This window comes from Serratia sp. TSA_105.2, from assembly GCF_052692115.1.
The window spans coordinates 358,870-375,684 of record NZ_JBQZFT010000002.1 but is presented as its reverse complement, the minus strand read 5'-3'; the positions used below and the strand labels follow the sequence as shown (position 1 = coordinate 375,684).

The window sequence follows — 16,815 nt, the reverse complement described above, 5'->3', positions numbered from 1 at the left end:
GTTTTAGTCTTGTGGGCTGTCCAGCAACATATCCATCTCGAACTGGCGCAGGGGATCCTGCCGCCAGCCAAGATGCGTAAAGAAGGGGGCGGCCACCTCGGGCACAAAGACGTTGGCGGCCAGCGGCAAAGGGGCGAACCGTGTTTGCAGGGCGGCCAGCAAGGCGCGCGCATGCCCCTGGCCGCGGTGCTGCGGCGGCACGTAGATCAGGCGCAGCCAGCAGTGCTCGGCGCCGGGCATCACCACGGCGTAGGCTTGACGATTGAGCGTATAGGCCTGCGGTTTGCCCGGCAGCTTGAACAGCGATTCGGGGGCGATCAGCCAGGGCAGGTCGGTGGCGCCTTCCGCCGTCAGGCGATGGCTGACGGTCAGCGGATCGACCGCCTGCAGCACCGCCGTGCCAGGCGGCACTTCCGCCGGCGCCTGGTGGCCGGTCAGGGTGCGCACGATGCGCAGCCCGGCGCGATGATACAGCGCCAGCGCGGCTTCGTTGCCTTCTATCACTTCCAGCGACAGCCGCCGGTCGCCGCGTTGGCGGGCATCCGCCACCAGGTGCTGCATCAACGCCTTGCCCAGCCCCTGGCCGCGCATCTCCGGGCGCACGGAAAAGGCCGCCACCCGGCTGTGCCGGCCGCGGCGGGCGATCAGCGCCACCGCCACTGGTTCCTGGCGATGGGTGACGATCAGGCTGTCGTTCAGGCTGAGATCTTCGGCACCGAAGCGGGCGGCGAAGGTCGGCCCGTCGAGCACGAAGCGCACCATGTAGTTTTCAAAACAGTGGTTGAGGATGTTTGCCAGCTCGTCGCTGCTGTAGCGCAGGGCGTTGTGGAAGTCGAAGCGTCCGTCGTTATGCATGGCTGATTCCGCTCGGGGGAAAGCTATACATGTAGACCCGTTTGTTTTGCAAGGCAAGCGAGGGCATTCGTTGGCGGGAAAATAAAAACAAAAAAGCCGGACGCAGCCGCCCGGCGAAATAAAACTCTGGGTATCAAGTGACGCTAAAGTTTGCAGTGGTGGTTATTCATTCATCACATCAGAACTGGTAGGTCAGGGCGACGGCAATCACGTTGTCGTCTTTCAGACCCAGCTTGTTATTGCTGTCGAGCTGGTTGATTTTATAATCGACATAGGTCGACATGTTCTTGTTGAAATAGTAGTACGCGCCGACATCGATATATTTCACCAGGTCGGCATCGCCGATGCCTTCAATATCTTTGCCTTTCTGCTGAACGTAACCCAGCGATGGGCGCAGACCGAAATCGAACTGATATTGCGCAACCAATTCCAGGCCTTCCGCTTTATTGGCGAAGCCGCTGACGGAGGCGGAACGGTTATTGATGGTGGCGGTGCCGGAAATAGGCGCGATGTTGCGGCTTTCCGAGTAGGTGGCAGCCAGGTAGACATCGTTGTTGTCGTATTTCATACCGGCGGCCCAGATATCGGCCTTGTCGCCTTTGCCGAAGGTGCCCGCTTTCTGGCTGGCGGTACGGTTGGAAGAGGCATAGGCGGCGCCCACGCTCAGGCCGTCGATAATTTCATAGCTGGAGGAAAGGCCCCAACCGTCGCCGTTCGCCTTGCTGGCGGAGCGGCCGTCGTTTTCGTTCTTGCCCTGGTACTGCACGGCGAATTTCAGGCCGTCAACCAGACCGAAGAAGTTGTTATTACGGTAGGTGGCAACGCCGTTGGTGCGGCCGTTCATGAAGTTGTCGGTCTTGACGTAAGCATCGTCGCCGAATTCAGGCAGCATATCCGTCCAGGCGCCGACGTCGTAAATAATGCCGTAGTTGCGACCGTAATCGAAAGAGCCGAAGTCTTTATATTTCAGACCGGCGAAGCCCAGACGCGTTTTAGTGTCTTTAGTGCCGTCGGATTCAGAATGGTTGGCGGCGATCTGATATTCCCACTGGCCGTAACCGGTCAGCATATCGTTAATCTGAGTCGCGCCTTTAAAGCCGATACGGACGTAGGTTTTATCACCGTCGTTGCCGGCATCATCGGAGAAATAATGCAGGGCTTTCACACGACCGTAAAAATCGAGTTTGTTGCCGTCTTTATTGTAGATTTCTGCTGCCTGTGCCGCTTGCGCAAGTAAAAGTGCCGGAATAATAACGGCCAGAAGATTACGTTTCATGAGTTACCCTGCTTTATTCGATTGAAAGACGCTTATCATCAGTTGCATTGCTGTTTTACTGTGCCGCCCGATTCTTTGCGGCGGAGAATTTTTACCGTAGTAATGTGATCTATTTATGACAAAAAATTCATTTTCATGTCGAACGATTAAAAAAGTCGCGCAAAGGGTGAATTTTTTCTTCGGCCGACGGTCGGCGGCTGGTCTACAGTTACCGATACCTTGTTCCGCTGCGGGAGGAATCATGCACGATACTTATACTTTGTTCGGTACGCAGGGCTGCGGCTCGACGATCGTGGCCGCCGCGTTGGCGTTGACCGCTTTCCCCTGGGGCTATGAGGAGGTGGACTACACGCAGGATGGCCCGGAGCGCGATCGCCTGCTGGCGCTGAACCCGCTGGGTCAGGTGCCCACCTTGGTGTTGCCCAATGACGAAGTGATGACGGAGAGTGCGGCGATTATTCTGCTGCTGCACGATCGCGCACCCCATGCCGAGCTGGCGCCGCCCGGCGGTTCGCCGCTGTTGCCGCGTTTTCTGCGCTGGCTGCTGTTCATCAACGCGGAGATTTACCCCACCTTCACCTATGCCGACCATCCGCAGCGCTGGCAGCCGCAGGCGGCGGGGGCGGAACAGCTGAAAAACGCGGTAATGGCTTATCGTGAGCGTTTATTGCAGCAGCTGAACGCCGCCGCCGGCGCAGCGGGCCCGTGGTTTCTCGGCAAGAGCTTCAGCGCGTTGGATCTGTACGTGGCGGTGATGTGCCACTGGCGGCCGGGCCGCGCGTGGTTCCGGCAACACTGTCCGCGGCTGTACGCCATCGCTGAACGGGTGGAACAGCGGCCGGCGCTGAATGCGCTGCTGAGCGCGCAGTTCGACGGCGTTGCTCCGCTGGAATCCTGAATCCTCCCCGCCGTCCGGCGGGGAACCCTCCCGTTTTTCTGAACCGAGACTGCCGAAAATCCCGATTTTCACTCGCTGCGGCGGCGGGTAGCGTAAGGCTATCCGCAACTGACAGGAGAGTGTGATGCCATCAGAATCCCAGGCCGGGCAACAGGCGTTCGGCGATATTGCCCCCAAGCTGGCGCAGCTCAGCGACCGCGTGTTGTTTGACGATATTTGGCAGCGGCCGGCGCTGAGCCCGCGCGAGCGCAGCCTTATCACCGTCGCCGCGCTGGTGGCGCTCAACCGCGTGGAACAGCTGCCGTTTCACCTGCAACTGGCGCAGCGTAACGGCGTGACGCGTCAGCAGCTGGCCGAGCTCATCACCCATCTGGCGTTCTACGCCGGCTGGCCCGCGGCGGCGTCGGCCGTGGCGCGCCTGCGCGAGCTGAAACCGGAGGTCAATCATGCCGTTTAGCCGCATCGCCCTGCATCAGGGAAAATCCGCCGACTATCTGCAAACCTTGTCCGACAGCCTGCATCAGGCGCTGGTGGAGGCCTTTGAGGTGCCGCCGACGGATAAATTTCAGGTGATCGATCAATACCGTCCCGGTGAACTTATTTACGATCGCGACTATCTCGGCGGGCCGCGCAGTGCGGATTTCGTGCTGTTTTACATCACCGCCGGGCGGCCGCGCGACACCGACACCAAGCGGCGCTTCTACGGGCGGCTGGCGGCGCTGCTGGCGGAAAACCTGCGGCTGCGCCCCGAGGATGTGATGGTGGTGATCACTACCACCCAGTTGGACGAGTGGTCATTCAGCGCCGGGCGCGCCTCGATGATCGATCTGCAGGCGTAACTCGGGCTGACGCCGCCGGCGGTCTGTGGGACAATAGCGCCATCATTTCGTTTAGATAAGAGTTGAATGGCGCTCTCCTCCGCAGTTAAAGATCAGATTGGCCAGTGGTACAAAGCCCTGCAGCAGCAAATACCGGATTTCATTTCCCGCGCGCCCCAGCGCCAGATGATCGCCGAGGTGGCGAAGACGCTGGCCGGTTACTACCCGCGCCATCTGGCGATCGAGGCGCCGACCGGCGTCGGCAAAACGCTGTCTTACCTGATCCCGGGCATCGCCGTCGGGCGAGCGGAGAGCAAACCGCTGGTGGTCAGCACCGCCAACGTGGCGCTGCAAGACCAGATCTACAGCAAGGATTTGCCGCTGCTGAAGAAGATTATCCCCGATCTGAAATTTACCGGCGCCTTTGGCCGCGGGCGCTACGTGTGCCCGCGCAACCTGGCAGCGATGAGCACCGACGTCAGCCAACAGGGCGATCTGACGCTGTTCCTCGACGACGAGCTGGCGCCGTCCAGCGGCGAAGAGCAGGCGCTGTGCCAGAAGCTGACCAAGGCGCTGGCCCGCTTCGAGTGGGACGGGCTGCGCGATCACTATCAACAAAGCATCGACGATCCGCTGTGGGCCAAGCTGAGCACCGACAAGGCCAACTGCCTGGGGCGCAACTGCCACTACATTCGCGAATGCCCGTTCTATATCGCCCGCAAAGAGATCGAGAGCGCCGACGTGGTGGTGGCCAACCACGCCCTGGTGATGGCGGCGCTGGAGACGGAATCGGTGCTGCCGAACCCGAAAGAGCTGCTGCTGGTGCTGGACGAAGGCCACCATTTGCCGGAGGTGGCGCGCGATGCGCTGGAGATCGACGGGGAAATCACCGCGCTGTCGACCAACCTGCAGTTGGACATGATCGTGCGCCAGGTCGAGCAGTGCATGACGCAGTACCGGCCGAAGAATCCACCGGGGCTGGCCAACAGCGAGCGGCTGAAGAACCATTGCGAGGAGCTGCGCGAGCTGGTGCAGATCTTCGAGCATCAGGTCAGCGCCTACCTGCCCGGCGACAGCGTGGCGGCCGAGCACCGTTTCGAGATGGGCGAGCTGCCGGCGGAGATGGTGGAGAGCTGCGCGCGGCTGTTCAAACTGACCGATGCGCTGCGCGGGCTGGCGGAGTTCGTGCTTAACGATCTCACCGAGCAGACCGGCAAGCATGACATCATGCGCCTGCACCGGTCGATCATTCAGATGAGCCGCACGCTGGGTTATCTGGAGGCGATGAGCAAATTGTGGCGGCTGGCGGCGCTCGACAAATCGTCCAACGCGCCGATCTCCAAATGGGTCACGCGCGAGCTGCGCGATAACGTTACCCATCTCTACCTGCACTGCGTCGGCATCCGCGTCAGCGACCAGCTGGAGAAGCTGCTGTGGCGCAAGGTGCCGCACGTGGTGGTCACCTCGGCCACGCTGCGTTCGCTGAACAGCTTCGCGCGTTTGCAGGAGATGAGCGGGTTGAGCGAGAAGGCCGGCGATCGCTTCGAAACGCTCTCTTCGCCGTTCAATCACGTCGAACAGGGCAAGATTGTCATTCCGCAAATGCGCTACGAACCGGCGCTCGCCAACGAGGCGGAGCACCTCGAGGAGATGGCGCGATGTTTCCGCGCCGAACAGGCGAGCGGCAAACACAAAGGCATGCTGATCCTGTTCAGCAGCCACCGGGCGATGCAGACTTTCCTCAGCTACGTGACTGATCTGCGGCTGATGCTGCTGGTGCAGGGCGACCAACCACGCTACCGGCTGGTGGAAGAGCACCGCAAGCGGGTGGAGAAGGGCGTCGCCAGCGTGCTGGTGGGGCTGCAATCGTTCGCCGAAGGGCTGGATCTGAAAGGCGAGCTGCTGACCCAGGTACACATTCACAAAATTGCGTTCCCGCCGATCGACAGCCCGGTGATCATTACCGAAGGCGAGTGGCTGAAATCGCTGAAGCGCTATCCGTTCGAAGTGCAGAGCCTGCCGAGCGCCTCGTTCAACCTGATCCAGCAGGTCGGCCGCCTGATCCGCAGCAACCAATGCTACGGCGAGATCGTGATCTACGATCGTCGGCTGCTGACCAAAAACTACGGTTCGCGGCTGTTGGCGTCGCTGCCGGTGTTTCCGATCGAACAGCGCGCGGTGCCGGAGGCCGACAAGGCGCATCTGGCGGCGCTGAAATCCGCCGCCGACGCGGCCAAAAAAGAGAAGAAGCGCGGCAACCCGTTTGCCCGCAAGCGGCGGCGTTAATCAGAGCAGCGGCGGCAGGCGGCGTTTGACCGGCGTGGTTTTCACGATCGAGGTGTTGCTCTGCGCATGCTCGGCCAGCCGATCGAGGGTGTGGTCGAGCTGTTCCATCGAGTGCGCCACCAGCCGCACGATAAAGCAGTCTTCGCCGGTCACCTTATCGCATTCGACCACTTCCGGGATCGCCTGAATCAGCTGTTCGACCTTTTTCAGCATGCCCGGCAGCGGCTTGATACGCACCAGCGACTCGAAGGCGTAGCCCACCGCCTGCAGATTGACGTTCAGGGTATAGCCCTGGATCACGCCGCTTTCCTCCAGCCGCCGCAGCCTTTCCGACGTGCTCGGCGACGACAGCCCCACCTGCGCGCTCAGCGTCTTCAACGATGCACGCGCATCTTCCGCCAGAATGGTCAGGATTTGGCGATCGATATCATCCATAACGCCTCCGTTAGGTATTATCTTTATTATAGCTACGAGAAAAAGGCAGTTAAGCATATCTGCCTTCTTTATGCTATGGAAAGCCGTGCCGCGAAGCCGCAAGCTATGCCTCTGGGCAAGTTTGGAGGAACGCAGAATGAATGCAGAGATAAAACGCGGATCGCTGGAGATGGCGGCGGCGATGTTGATTTCCGGCTCTATCGGCTGGTTTGTGCTGATGTCCGGCCAGCCGGTTATCAACGTGGTGTTTTGGCGCTGCGCGGTGGGGGCGCTGGTGCTGCTGGCGGTGTGCGGCGCGCTGGGGCAGCTGCGGCGCGATGCGCTGACGCGCGCCACACTGCTGCTGGCGATCGCCGGCGGCGTCGCGCTGGTGATCAACTGGCTGCTGCTGTTTGCCGCCTATTCCTATGCGTCTATATCCATCGCCACGGCGGTGTACAACACCCAGCCGTTTATGCTGGTGGGGCTGGGGGCGCTGTTTCTGGGGGAACGGCTGACCGCCCGCAAGCTGCTGTGGCTGGGGCTGGCGTTCGGCGGCATGATGCTGGTGGTGCTGGCGCAGCCGCGGCAGGCGGGGGAACAGAGTCATTATTTGGCGGGCATCGCGCTGGCGCTCGGGGCGGCGTTTTTCTACGCCCTGATGGCGCTGGCGGCCAAGCGGCTGAAGGGCACGCCGCCGCATCTTATCGCGCTGATCCAGGTGGCGGTGGGGGCGGTGATGCTGTTGCCGCTGGTGGATTTCCGCGTTTCGGCCAGCGTTGGGCAGTGGGGAATGCTGGCGACGCTCGGCGTGCTGCACACCGGCCTGATGTATGTGTTGATGTACGGCGCCTTGCAGAAGCTGCCGACCAACCTGATCGGTTCGCTGTCGTTCATCTACCCGATCGCCGCCATGCTGGTGGATCGCCTGGCGTTTGGCCACCGGCTGTCTGCATGGCAGTTGCTGGGCGCAGCGATCATTCTGCTGGCGGCGGCGGGCATGAACCTGCTGGGCGAGCGGCGAGCGCGGCTGCTGCCGGCCTCAGACGGCCGGCGCGCCGGCTGATGCTCAGTTCGTTTTTTTCAGCCGGCGCCATAACGTGGTGCGGCTGATCCCGAGCAACCGGGCGGCGGCGGCGTGGTCGCCCCCGCACCGCGCCAGTGCCTCATGAGCGGAGACGGGCGCTACCGGCGTCTCGAGCGGCGTGGCCGCCGCCAGCTCCGGCAACAGCCAGCGTAGCGTCTCGCCGCTCGGCGCGGCGCCGGTGCTCAGCATCAGCGCCACCCGCTCCATCATGTTGCGCAGTTCGCGCAGGTTGCCGGGCCAGGCGTAATGACTCAGCGCTGCGTAACAGCCGGCCAGGGCGGCGCGCAGCGGCTCCGTCAGCGGCACGTCGAGCGCCGCCAGCGACTGTTTCAGAAAGTGCTCCGCCAGCATCGCGATATCGTCGCCGCGCGCCCGCAGCGGCGGCAGCTGCAGCCGCAGGGCGCTCAGGCGGTAGAACAGATCGGCGCGAAAGTCGCCCCGTTGAATCGCCTGCTCCAGGTGGTTGTGGGTGGCGCTGATGACGCGAAAGTCGACCGTTACCGGCTGTTGCCCGCCCACCCGGGTGATGGTTTTCTCTTCCAGCGCGCGCAGCAGTCGCGTTTGCAGGTGCAGCGGCATTTCGCCGATCTCATCCAGAAACAGGGTGCCACCGTTGGCGGTTTCCAGCAGCCCGCGTCGGCCGCCGCGCCGTGAGCCGGTAAAGGCGCCTTCCTCATAGCCGAACAGCTCCGCCTCCAGCAGCGATTCGGCGATGGCGCCGCAGTTGATGGCGACGAACGGCGGCGTCGCGCCTCTGGCCGGTGCGCCGCGCCGGGAAAAGTATTCCCGGTGGATCGCCTGCGCCGCCAGCTCCTTGCCGGTGCCGGTTTCTCCTTCAATTAATACCGCCGCCGGCGAGCGGGCGTACAGCACGATGGTGCGCCGCGCCTGCTCCATCTGCGGGGAATTGCCCTGCAAATCGCCCAGCCCGTAGCGCGGTTGCAGGGTATTGCGTGCGGCGTAATCACCACCGCGTTTGCCGCCGCCCAGCATCAGGCGCGTCACGTCCAGCGCATCGCTGAAGGCGGCGCGCAGGGTGGCGGCGGAATAGAGAAAAATGGCGGTGAGCCCGGCCTCTTCCGCCAGATCGCTGATGAGGCCCGCACCGACCACGGCCTGAATGCCGGCGGCTTTCAGCTCGGCGATCTGGCCGCGGGCGTCCTCTTCGGTGACGTAGCTGCGCTGCTCCAGCGGCAGATCGAAGGTTTGCTGGAACTCCAGCAGCGCGGGCAGAGGGGTCTTATAGGTGATGACGCCGATCCGATCGGCGGTTCTGCGCGCCTTGCTCAGCGCCTGCAGCAGGTCGAAGCCGCCGGGCTTGACCAAAATGACCGGCACCGACAGGCGGCTTTTCAGGTAGGCGCCGTTGGAGCCGGCGGCGATGAGGGCGTCGCAAGGCTCGGTCGCCAGGCGGGCGCGGATGTGCTGCACCGCCTCCTCAAAGCCGAGGCGGATCGGGATGATGGTCGCCAGATGGTCGAACTCGAGGCTGATGTCCCGGAACAGATCGAACAGGCGGGTGATGGAGACGGTCCAGATCACCGGTTTGTCCGGCGTGACGTGATCGCTCATGGTGGGTTACCGAATGGAAGTGGCTGCATTAGGTGTAGCCCGGTTTCAGTGATGTTTCAAATTTACTGCGTGAAACAACGATTGAAACGTTAACTGAAACGTTTTTTACCCCTTTGCCAGGCCAATGGCGCTGAATATGTTGTAACTCACTTATTTTTATCGCGTTTAATTTTTTCCTCACCGAAGTACAACCTGGCCCGCCCCTTGCTCTGTCTGTTTCATCTGGCTAATCGGAGAAAACGTCATGACGCTGCGCTCACCCGGGCTCGCCTTTCGTCAGGCCCTGAGTAAAGAAAACCCCCTGCAAATCGCCGGCGCGATCAACGCCAACCATGCGTTGCTGGCCCAGCGGGCCGGATTCCAGGCCATCTACCTTTCCGGCGGCGGCGTGGCGGCCGGTTCGCTGGGGCTGCCGGATCTGGGCATTTCGACCCTGGACGATGTGCTGACCGACATTCGCCGCATCACCGACGTTTGCCCGCTGCCGCTGCTGGTGGATGTTGACAGCGGTTTCGGCGCTTCGGCGTTCAACGTCGCCCGCACGGTGCGATCGGTGAGCAAGGCCGGGGCGGCGGCGCTGCATATTGAAGATCAGGTCGGCGCCAAGCGCTGCGGCCATCGCCCCAATAAGGCCATCGTCTCCACCGAAGAGATGGTGGATCGCATCAAGGCGGCGGTGGATGCGCGCAGCGATCCGGACTTCGTGATCATGGCGCGCACCGACGCGCTGGCGGTGGAGGGGCTGGAGGCGGCCATCGAGCGCGCTCAGGCTTATGTGGCGGCCGGGGCCGACATGCTGTTCCCGGAAGCGATCACCGAACTGGGCATGTACCGCCGCTTCGCCGAGGCGACGCAGGTGCCGATCCTGGCCAATATCACCGAGTTCGGCGCGACGCCGCTGTTTACCACCGACGAGCTGCGCAGCGCCCAGGTGGATATGGCGCTGTATCCGCTGTCGGCCTTCCGGGCGATGAATCGCGCGGCGGAGCGGGTATACCGCGCCCTGCGCGAGGAGGGCACGCAGAAAAGCGTCATCGACACCATGCAGACCCGCAACGAGCTGTACGAAAGCATCAACTACTATTTGTTCGAAGAGAAACTCGACGCCCTGTTCGCTCGCCAGCGCGACGAATAGGCGCCATTCACGCAGAAGCCAAATGAGGACAGTATGAGCCAAGCGATCCCCCCGCAAAGCCCGACTGGCGTTAAGCCGAAAAAATCCGTGGCGTTATCCGGCGTACCCGCCGGGAATACCGCGCTGTGCTCCGTAGGGCGCAGCGGCAACGATCTGCACTATCGCGGTTACGACATTCTCGATCTCGCGCGCCACTGCGAGTTTGAAGAGGTCGCCCACCTGCTGATCCACGGCAAATTGCCCAACCGCGACGAGCTGCAGGCCTACAAACACCGTCTCAAAGCGCTGCGCGGCCTGCCCGCCAGCGTGCGCACGGTGCTTGAGGCATTGCCTGCGGCGTCTCACCCGATGGACGTGATGCGCACCGGCGTCTCGGCCCTCGGCTGCACGCTGCCGGAAAAAGAGCAGCACGGCGCGGCCGGCGCGCGCGACATCGCCGATCGGCTGCTGGCGTCGCTGGGATCGATGCTGCTGTATTGGTATCACTACAGCCACAACGGCGAGCGCATTCAGCCGGAGACCGACGACGATTCCATCGGCGGTCACTTCCTGCATTTGCTGCACGGCGAGGCGCCTTCCGCCAGTTGGGAGCAGGCGATGCACGCTTCCTTGATCCTGTACGCCGAGCATGAGTTCAACGCTTCGACCTTCGCCGGCCGGGTGATCGCCGGCACCGGATCCGACGTCTATTCGGCGATCGTCGGCGCCATTGGCGCGCTGCGCGGGCCGAAACACGGCGGCGCCAACGAGGTGTCGCTGGAGATCCAGCAACGATATGAAACGCCGGATGAAGCGGAAGCCGACATTCGCCGCCGCATCGACAACAAAGAGGTGGTGATTGGCTTCGGGCACCCGGTGTACACCGTCTCCGATCCGCGCCATCAGGTGATCAAAGAGATCGCGCTGCGCCTGTCGCAGGACGCGGGGGCGATGAAGCTGTATGACATCGCCGATCGGTTGGAAAGCGTCATGCGCGACACTAAAAACATGTTCCCCAACCTCGACTGGTTCTCGGCGGTGTCTTATCACCAACTGGGGGTGCCCACCGAAATGTTCACGCCGCTGTTTGTCATGGCGCGGGTGAGCGGCTGGTCGGCGCACATCATCGAGCAACGGCAGGACAACAAAATCATTCGCCCGTCCGCCAACTATACCGGGCCGGAAGCGCGGGCGTTCGTACCGCTGGATCAGCGCTGAGCGCCGATCGTTATTCACTATGGAGCGTTTGGGAATCATGATGCTTGAGTCTGCCAATACCCGCCGTCCGCCGTTCGATCGCGAAATGGTCGATATCGTCGATTATGTGATGAAAGAGGCCGTCGATACCCCGGCGGCGTACCGCACCGCCCACTATTGCCTGCTCGATACCCTCGGCTGCGGGCTGGAGGCGCTGAGCTATCCGGCCTGCAAGAAACTGATGGGGCCGGTGGTGCCGGGCGCCGAGGTGCTGAACGGCAGCCGGGTGCCGGGCACCCGCTTCCAGCTGGATCCGGTGCAGGCGGCGTTCAATATCGGCGCCATGATCCGCTGGCTCGACTTCAACGACACCTGGCTGGCGGCGGAGTGGGGCCACCCGTCGGACAACCTGGGCGGGATCCTGGCGGCGGCCGACTGGCTCTCGCGCCAGGCGGTGGCGGCGGGCAAGGCGCCGCTGACCATGCGGCAGGTGTTGATCGCCATGATCAAGGCACATGAGATCCAGGGCTGTCTGGCGCTGGAAAACGCCTTCAACCGGGTAGGGTTGGATCACGTGCTGCTGGTGAAGGTGGCGTCTACCGCGGTGGTGGCGCAGCTGCTCGGCCTGAGCCGGGCGGAGATCCTGAACGCGGTGTCGCTGGCGTGGGTGGACGGGCAGTCGTTGCGTACCTATCGCCACGCGCCGAATGCCGGCACCCGCAAATCCTGGGCGGCGGGGGATGCGACCGCCCGCGCGGTGCGGCTGGCGCTGATGGCCGCCACCGGCGAAATGGGCTACCCTTCGGCGCTGACGGCGCCGACCTGGGGGTTCTACGACGTTTCTTTCAACGGCAAGCCTTTCCGCTTCCAGCGGCCGTACGGCGCGTACGTGATGGAGAACGTGCTGTTTAAAATTTCGTTCCCGGCGGAGTTCCATGCCCAGACCGCCGTGGAGGCGGCCATGACGCTGCACCGCCAGATGCAGGCCGCCGGCAAAACCGCCGCCGACATCGCCAGGGTGAGCATCCGTACCCACGAGGCCTGCCTGCGCATTATCGACAAGCAGGGGCCGCTGGATAACCCGGCGGATCGCGATCACTGCATTCAGTATATGGTGGCGATCCCGCTGCTGTTCGGCCGGCTGACGGCGGCGGACTACGAGGATCGGGTGGCCGAGGATCCGCGCATCGACGCATTGCGCGGCAAGATCCATTGCCATGAAGATCCCGCCTTCACCCGCGATTATCACGATCCGGAAAAACGATCGATCGCCAATGCGCTGACGGTAGAGTTCGCCGACGGCAGCCGTCTGGATGAGGTGGCCGTGGAGTATCCAATCGGCCATGCGCGGCGGCGCGAAGAGGGCATTCCGCTGCTGATCGAGAAGTTCAAAACCAACCTGGCGCGCCAGTTCCCGGCCCTGCAGCAGCAGCGCATTCTCGAGGTGTCGCTGGACCGGCAACGGTTGGCTCAGATGCCGGTCAACGAATACCTCGATCTGTGGGTGATCTGACGCGAGCGACGCTGACAAGCCACGTCGGCGTCGCTATGATGGACGCTCCATTCCCGTCCATCTTCTTATCAGGTGATTCATGATTGATGCCGCAACGCTGTTGTTGTTTTCCGGTGCCTGCGTGGCGCTGGCGCTGACCCCCGGCCCGGATATGCTGCTGATCGCTTCGCGCAGCGTCAGCCAGGGGCGGCGTGCCGGTTTTGCTTCGTTGGCGGGTATTCAGCTCGGTACTTACTGCCACGCGCTGGCGGCGGCGCTGGGGTTGTCGCAACTGTTCGTTGCGGTGCCGCTGGCTTACGACGCGGTAAGAATGCTGGGCGCCGCCTATCTGCTCTACCTGGCGTGGAAAACGCTGCGATCCGGCAGCAGTCTGCAGGCTTCTGCCGGGTTGCAGGCGGTGCCGACGGCGCGCATCTTCCGCCAGGGGCTGTTCACCAACATCCTCAACCCGAAAATGGCGCTGTTCGTATTGGCGCTGTTCCCGCAGTTTATCGATCCGCGTTCAGGCTCGGTGGTGGTGCAGATGCTGGCGCTGGCGACGGTGCTGAATCTGGTGGGGTTGCTGATTAACGGCGGGGTGATCCTGGCGGTCAGCGGCATGAAAAGCCGCTTCGCCGGCCGCCGCTTCAGCGCCCGCTGGCCGAACTACCTGCTGAGCGGGGTGTTCGCCGGGCTGGCCTGCAAACTCATTTTCGACAGCCGCCGTTAACCTTCGCGCAGCAGCGCTTCAAACGCCGCGCTGGCCGGTTCGTCCGGCAGCGCGCTGTACATCACCAGCCGCAGGTGGTTCTCTTCGTCGACGATGAAAGAGGCGTGGTCAAAGGTGATCGGGCCGATCTCCGGAACGATGAAGCTGCGCCGCCCCTGGCAGCGCCCGTGGATATCGTGCTGCCGCCAGAGCCGGCGGAACGGCGGCGATACCCGCTCCAGCGCCTGTACCCGTTGGCACATTACCTCATCCTCCGGCGCGCGGGCATAGTCGCGGCGGAAGCTGGCCAGGATTTGCGGTGCCTGCGCCTCCCACTCCAACAGGCGTTCATTGAGCTGCGGATCGGCAAACAGCATCCACAACATGTTGCGCTCTTCCGCCGGGCGTTCGCCGATGGCGAACAGCCGCTGCGCCGCCGGGTTCCAGGCGATGATGTCCCAACTCAGGTTCATGACGTAGGCCGGTCGCAGCACAAGGTCGTCCAGCAGCCGCCGCACCAGCGGCGAGACCTGGCACCACTGATGGCCGACCGGCACCGGCGGCCGCTGATGCGCCAATAAAAACAGGTGGTAGCGGCCGGCGGCGTCGAGCTGCAGCACCCGCGCCAGGTTTTCCAAAAATGCCACCGACGCATTGATTTCCCTGCCTTGTTCCAGCCAGGTATACCAGGTGAGGCCGACGCCGGCCAGCGCCGCGACCTCCTCGCGCCGTAATCCCGGCGTGCGGCGGCGGCTGCCGCTCGGCAAACCGACCGCCTGCGGCGACAGCTGTTCTCGCTTTTGACGTAGAAAATCCGCCAGTTCGTGGCGGGTGCGCTCGAGGGTGCGTGGGGGCATGGCGGCCGTCCTGTTGCTGTCAGTAATAGTATAACTGGCTATATAGTAACAGTTTAAACCCTGTTCCATACTGCGACCATCATAATCTCTGGAGGTGGTATGGAATATTCATTATCTCGTGAGCGGCGAGCGCTGCCCGGCCTGCCGGTACTGCTGTTGGGCGGCTTCGTCACGGTGTTCGATCTGTTTGTGGTCAACGTGGCGGCGCCGGTGATCCAGCGGCAGTTCGCCGCCGATTTCGCCGGTGTCGGTTTGATCGTCGCCGGTTATGAACTGGCGTTTGGGGTGCTGCTGATCGCCGGCGGGCGTCTGGGCGATCGCTTCGGACGCCGGCGCCTGTTCAGCCTCGGCATGCTGGGATTCACGCTGAGCTCTCTGCTGTGCGGGTTGGCGGGATCGCTCAACTTGCTGATCGTGGCGCGTATCCTGCAGGGGGCGACGGCGGCGTTGCTGTTCCCGCAGATCTACGCCTTGATGCTGGTGCTGTATGCGCCGCAACAGCGGCGGCGCGCCTTCGCCTGGCTGGGCATGACGCTGGGATTGGCGGCGATCTTCGGCCAGATCCTTGGTGGTTTTATCATCGAGGCCAACCTGTTCGGCAGCGGCTGGCGCATGATCTTTCTGATCAATTTGCCGATCGGCGCACTGGCGCTGTGGGCGGCGCGGCGCATTCCCGAATCGCGGGTGGCGCAGGCGCAGCGGCTGGACGGCGTTGGCCTGTGGCTGGCGGCGACCGGCCTGTCGCTGTTGCTGCTGCCGCTGCTGGAAGGGCCGGCGCGCGGCTGGCCGTGGTGGATCGCGCCGATGCTGGCGTTGGCAATGCTGACGCTGTGGGGCTTCCTGCGTTGGGAGCGCCGTCTGGCGCAGCGCGGCGGCGATGCGGTGCTCGATCCGGCGCTGTTCCGCCAGGCAGGCTTCGCGCCGGGTATGGCGGTGGTGCTGGCGATTTATGCCACCGCCTCCTCGTTTTTCTTGTGCTTCGCGCTGCTGCTGCAGGCGGGGGCGGGGCTGACGCCTTTTCAGGCGGGCAGCCTGTTCGCCCCGGCCAGCGCGGCCTTTATGCTGGCGTCGATGCTCGCGCCCCGGCTGGCGCTGCGTTGGGGCAACGGCGTACTGAGCGTGGGCGTGGCGATTTACGCCGCCGGGTTGGCGCTGTTGATGGCCCAGGCGCTGTGGGGCGCGGCGCTGGCGCATCCGCTGCGGCTGCTGCCGGGGTTAGTGGTGCTGGGATTCGGCCAGGCGCTGAGCATGACGCCGCTGCTGAATCTGGTGCTCGGTTTGGCGCCGGAGCGGCAGGCGGGCATGGCGGCGGGTCTGGTCGCCACCGTGCAGCAGGTGGGGGGCGCGCTCGGCATCGTGGTCAGTGGCGTCGGCTTCGTGCCGCTGTTGGCGAGCGGCGGTGCGGCGGAACGCTATGCACAGGCCTTTGCCGGCGCGATGCTCTGTAATTTGGTGGCGATGGGCATTGCCCTGATCTTGTTAAACCGGATCACTCGAAATAGTCAGAAAGCGGATCTTAAGTAGGCCGCCGGCGGGTGCTTTACTGTGGTCATCATGAGAGAGCGTAAGGAGCCACACTGATGTTTCAACCCGCCGCATTTCGCGAAGACGATCTGGATGCCCAACTGGCGCTGGTGCGCGCCCACCCGCTGGGGCTATTGGTCAGCCACGGCGAGCAGGGATTGACGGCCGATCCGCTGCCGTTTCTGGCCGATGTCGAACAGGGGCAGATCCGGCTGCGGGCGCACCTGTCGCGCGCCAACGAGCACTGGCGGCGGCTGCAGCACGCGGCGGAATGCCTGGTGATTTTTCAGGGTTTGGAAGGTTATGTGTCGCCCGGCTGGTACCCGAGCAAGCGCCAGACCGGCAAAGTGGTGCCGACCTGGAATTACAGCGTGGTGCAGCTGTATGGCGTGCCGACGGTGATGGACGACCCGGCCTGGCTGCGCCGCCAGCTGATCGACCTGACGGCGCAACAGGAAGGGCGCCGCCCGGCGCCCTGGCGGCTCGACGACGCGCCGGCCAACTACATCGCCGCGCAGCTTAAAGGCATCGTCGGTATCGAGATCGCCGTCACCCGGCGCGAAGGCAAATGGAAGATGAGCCAAAACCGCAGCGCCGACGATGCCGGCGGGGTGATCGCCGGGCTGCGCGATGGCGATGAAACGCAGCGGCGGCTGGCGGCGGAGGTTGAGCGGCGGCGCGGATAGGGTATGCTAACCGAAGAGTGAGCAAGGGGA

General features: G+C 63.4%; 16 protein-coding genes. 11 read left to right on the top strand and 5 right to left on the bottom strand.

Features of this window, described 5'->3' with window-relative positions:
* Positions 1-3: 3 nt before the first annotated feature.
* Complete coding sequence (locus tag ACUTSC_RS08090) at positions 4-855, bottom strand: GNAT family N-acetyltransferase (RefSeq protein ID WP_197766617.1); 852 nt, start codon at positions 853-855, stop codon at positions 4-6.
* 178 nt (positions 856-1,033) lie between these two features.
* On the bottom strand, positions 1,034-2,131 hold the full coding sequence (gene ompC / locus ACUTSC_RS08085) for a porin OmpC (RefSeq protein ID WP_197766616.1): 1,098 nt from the start codon (positions 2,129-2,131) through the stop codon (positions 1,034-1,036).
* Between the two features lie 241 nt (positions 2,132-2,372).
* Here ompC and ACUTSC_RS08080 point away from each other — a divergent pair, with 241 nt between their 5' ends.
* The 4 genes from ACUTSC_RS08080 to dinG all read left to right on the top strand — a co-directional run bounded on the left by ACUTSC_RS08080 (position 2,373) and on the right by dinG (position 6,133).
* The gene (locus ACUTSC_RS08080; RefSeq protein WP_197766615.1) at positions 2,373-3,029 is read left to right on the top strand and encodes a glutathione S-transferase N-terminal domain-containing protein; all 657 of its coding nucleotides are present in this window, start codon (positions 2,373-2,375) and stop codon (positions 3,027-3,029) included.
* A 124-nt stretch (positions 3,030-3,153) separates the two neighbouring features.
* Positions 3,154-3,486, top strand: a complete 333-nt coding sequence (locus tag ACUTSC_RS08075; RefSeq protein WP_197766614.1) for a carboxymuconolactone decarboxylase family protein — start codon at positions 3,154-3,156, stop codon at positions 3,484-3,486.
* Complete coding sequence (locus tag ACUTSC_RS08070; protein WP_197766613.1) at positions 3,476-3,868, top strand: tautomerase family protein; 393 nt, start codon at positions 3,476-3,478, stop codon at positions 3,866-3,868. Before ACUTSC_RS08075 ends, ACUTSC_RS08070 begins: the two co-directional genes overlap by 11 nt.
* A 66-nt stretch (positions 3,869-3,934) precedes the next feature.
* On the top strand, positions 3,935-6,133 hold the full coding sequence (gene dinG, locus ACUTSC_RS08065; protein WP_445653259.1) for an ATP-dependent DNA helicase DinG: 2,199 nt from the start codon (positions 3,935-3,937) through the stop codon (positions 6,131-6,133).
* Here dinG and ACUTSC_RS08060 read toward each other — a convergent pair whose 3' ends face one another.
* Positions 6,134-6,568, bottom strand: a complete 435-nt coding sequence (locus tag ACUTSC_RS08060) for an Lrp/AsnC family transcriptional regulator (protein ID WP_025302064.1) — start codon at positions 6,566-6,568, stop codon at positions 6,134-6,136.
* A 136-nt stretch (positions 6,569-6,704) separates the two neighbouring features.
* Here ACUTSC_RS08060 and ACUTSC_RS08055 point away from each other — a divergent pair, with 136 nt between their 5' ends.
* Positions 6,705-7,613, top strand: a complete 909-nt coding sequence (locus tag ACUTSC_RS08055; protein WP_197766612.1) for an EamA family transporter — start codon at positions 6,705-6,707, stop codon at positions 7,611-7,613.
* Between the two features lie 3 nt (positions 7,614-7,616).
* Here the strand turns inward: ACUTSC_RS08055 and prpR are convergent, their stop codons facing one another.
* A complete protein-coding gene (prpR, locus tag ACUTSC_RS08050; protein ID WP_445653258.1) occupies positions 7,617-9,206 on the bottom strand; it encodes a propionate catabolism operon regulatory protein PrpR in 1,590 nt (529 codons plus the stop codon).
* 244 nt (positions 9,207-9,450) lie between these two features.
* On the opposite strand from prpR, the gene prpB reads away from it, so the two are divergent.
* The 4 genes from prpB (at position 9,451) to ACUTSC_RS08030 (ending at position 13,739) form a co-directional block, all read left to right on the top strand.
* A complete protein-coding gene (gene prpB, locus ACUTSC_RS08045; protein ID WP_094460442.1) occupies positions 9,451-10,341 on the top strand; it encodes a methylisocitrate lyase in 891 nt (296 codons plus the stop codon).
* Positions 10,342-10,374: 33 nt separating this feature from the next.
* Complete coding sequence (prpC, locus tag ACUTSC_RS08040; protein ID WP_197760111.1) at positions 10,375-11,538, top strand: bifunctional 2-methylcitrate synthase/citrate synthase; 1,164 nt, start codon at positions 10,375-10,377, stop codon at positions 11,536-11,538.
* Between the two features lie 40 nt (positions 11,539-11,578).
* On the top strand, positions 11,579-13,030 hold the full coding sequence (locus ACUTSC_RS08035) for a bifunctional 2-methylcitrate dehydratase/aconitate hydratase (RefSeq protein WP_197773177.1): 1,452 nt from the start codon (positions 11,579-11,581) through the stop codon (positions 13,028-13,030).
* Between the two features lie 79 nt (positions 13,031-13,109).
* Positions 13,110-13,739: a LysE family translocator gene (locus ACUTSC_RS08030; RefSeq protein WP_048321374.1), complete on the top strand. Its 630-nt coding sequence runs from the start codon at positions 13,110-13,112 to the stop codon at positions 13,737-13,739.
* On the opposite strand, the gene ACUTSC_RS08025 is transcribed toward ACUTSC_RS08030, so the two are convergent.
* The gene (locus ACUTSC_RS08025) at positions 13,736-14,575 is read right to left on the bottom strand and encodes an MmyB family transcriptional regulator (RefSeq protein WP_197766610.1); all 840 of its coding nucleotides are present in this window, start codon (positions 14,573-14,575) and stop codon (positions 13,736-13,738) included. The genes ACUTSC_RS08030 and ACUTSC_RS08025 overlap by 4 nt on opposite strands.
* Before the next feature lie 99 nt (positions 14,576-14,674).
* On the opposite strand from ACUTSC_RS08025, the gene ACUTSC_RS08020 reads away from it, so the two are divergent.
* The gene (locus tag ACUTSC_RS08020; protein ID WP_445653257.1) at positions 14,675-16,099 is read left to right on the top strand and encodes an MFS transporter; all 1,425 of its coding nucleotides are present in this window, start codon (positions 14,675-14,677) and stop codon (positions 16,097-16,099) included.
* Positions 16,100-16,155: 56 nt separating this feature from the next.
* The gene (locus ACUTSC_RS08015; protein ID WP_197773118.1) at positions 16,156-16,785 is read left to right on the top strand and encodes an FMN-binding negative transcriptional regulator; all 630 of its coding nucleotides are present in this window, start codon (positions 16,156-16,158) and stop codon (positions 16,783-16,785) included.
* Positions 16,786-16,815: the final 30 nt, after the last annotated feature.

What these genes read in the sequence shown, in the direction of transcription:
- ACUTSC_RS08090 (WP_197766617.1), bottom strand. Translation starts at nt 855, where the DNA reads ATGCATAACGACGGACGCTTCGACTTCCACAACGCCCTGCGCTACAGC.
- ompC (WP_197766616.1), bottom strand. Translation starts at nt 2,131, where the DNA reads ATGAAACGTAATCTTCTGGCCGTTATTATTCCGGCACTTTTACTTGCG.
- ACUTSC_RS08080 (WP_197766615.1), top strand. Translation starts at nt 2,373, where the DNA reads ATGCACGATACTTATACTTTGTTCGGTACGCAGGGCTGCGGCTCGACG.
- ACUTSC_RS08075 (WP_197766614.1), top strand. Translation starts at nt 3,154, where the DNA reads ATGCCATCAGAATCCCAGGCCGGGCAACAGGCGTTCGGCGATATTGCC.
- ACUTSC_RS08070 (WP_197766613.1), top strand. Translation starts at nt 3,476, where the DNA reads ATGCCGTTTAGCCGCATCGCCCTGCATCAGGGAAAATCCGCCGACTAT.
- dinG (WP_445653259.1), top strand. Translation starts at nt 3,935, where the DNA reads ATGGCGCTCTCCTCCGCAGTTAAAGATCAGATTGGCCAGTGGTACAAA.
- ACUTSC_RS08060 (WP_025302064.1), bottom strand. Translation starts at nt 6,568, where the DNA reads ATGGATGATATCGATCGCCAAATCCTGACCATTCTGGCGGAAGATGCG.
- ACUTSC_RS08055 (WP_197766612.1), top strand. Translation starts at nt 6,705, where the DNA reads ATGAATGCAGAGATAAAACGCGGATCGCTGGAGATGGCGGCGGCGATG.
- prpR (WP_445653258.1), bottom strand. Translation starts at nt 9,206, where the DNA reads ATGAGCGATCACGTCACGCCGGACAAACCGGTGATCTGGACCGTCTCC.
- prpB (WP_094460442.1), top strand. Translation starts at nt 9,451, where the DNA reads ATGACGCTGCGCTCACCCGGGCTCGCCTTTCGTCAGGCCCTGAGTAAA.
- prpC (WP_197760111.1), top strand. Translation starts at nt 10,375, where the DNA reads ATGAGCCAAGCGATCCCCCCGCAAAGCCCGACTGGCGTTAAGCCGAAA.
- ACUTSC_RS08035 (WP_197773177.1), top strand. Translation starts at nt 11,579, where the DNA reads ATGCTTGAGTCTGCCAATACCCGCCGTCCGCCGTTCGATCGCGAAATG.
- ACUTSC_RS08030 (WP_048321374.1), top strand. Translation starts at nt 13,110, where the DNA reads ATGATTGATGCCGCAACGCTGTTGTTGTTTTCCGGTGCCTGCGTGGCG.
- ACUTSC_RS08025 (WP_197766610.1), bottom strand. Translation starts at nt 14,575, where the DNA reads ATGCCCCCACGCACCCTCGAGCGCACCCGCCACGAACTGGCGGATTTT.
- ACUTSC_RS08020 (WP_445653257.1), top strand. Translation starts at nt 14,675, where the DNA reads ATGGAATATTCATTATCTCGTGAGCGGCGAGCGCTGCCCGGCCTGCCG.
- ACUTSC_RS08015 (WP_197773118.1), top strand. Translation starts at nt 16,156, where the DNA reads ATGTTTCAACCCGCCGCATTTCGCGAAGACGATCTGGATGCCCAACTG.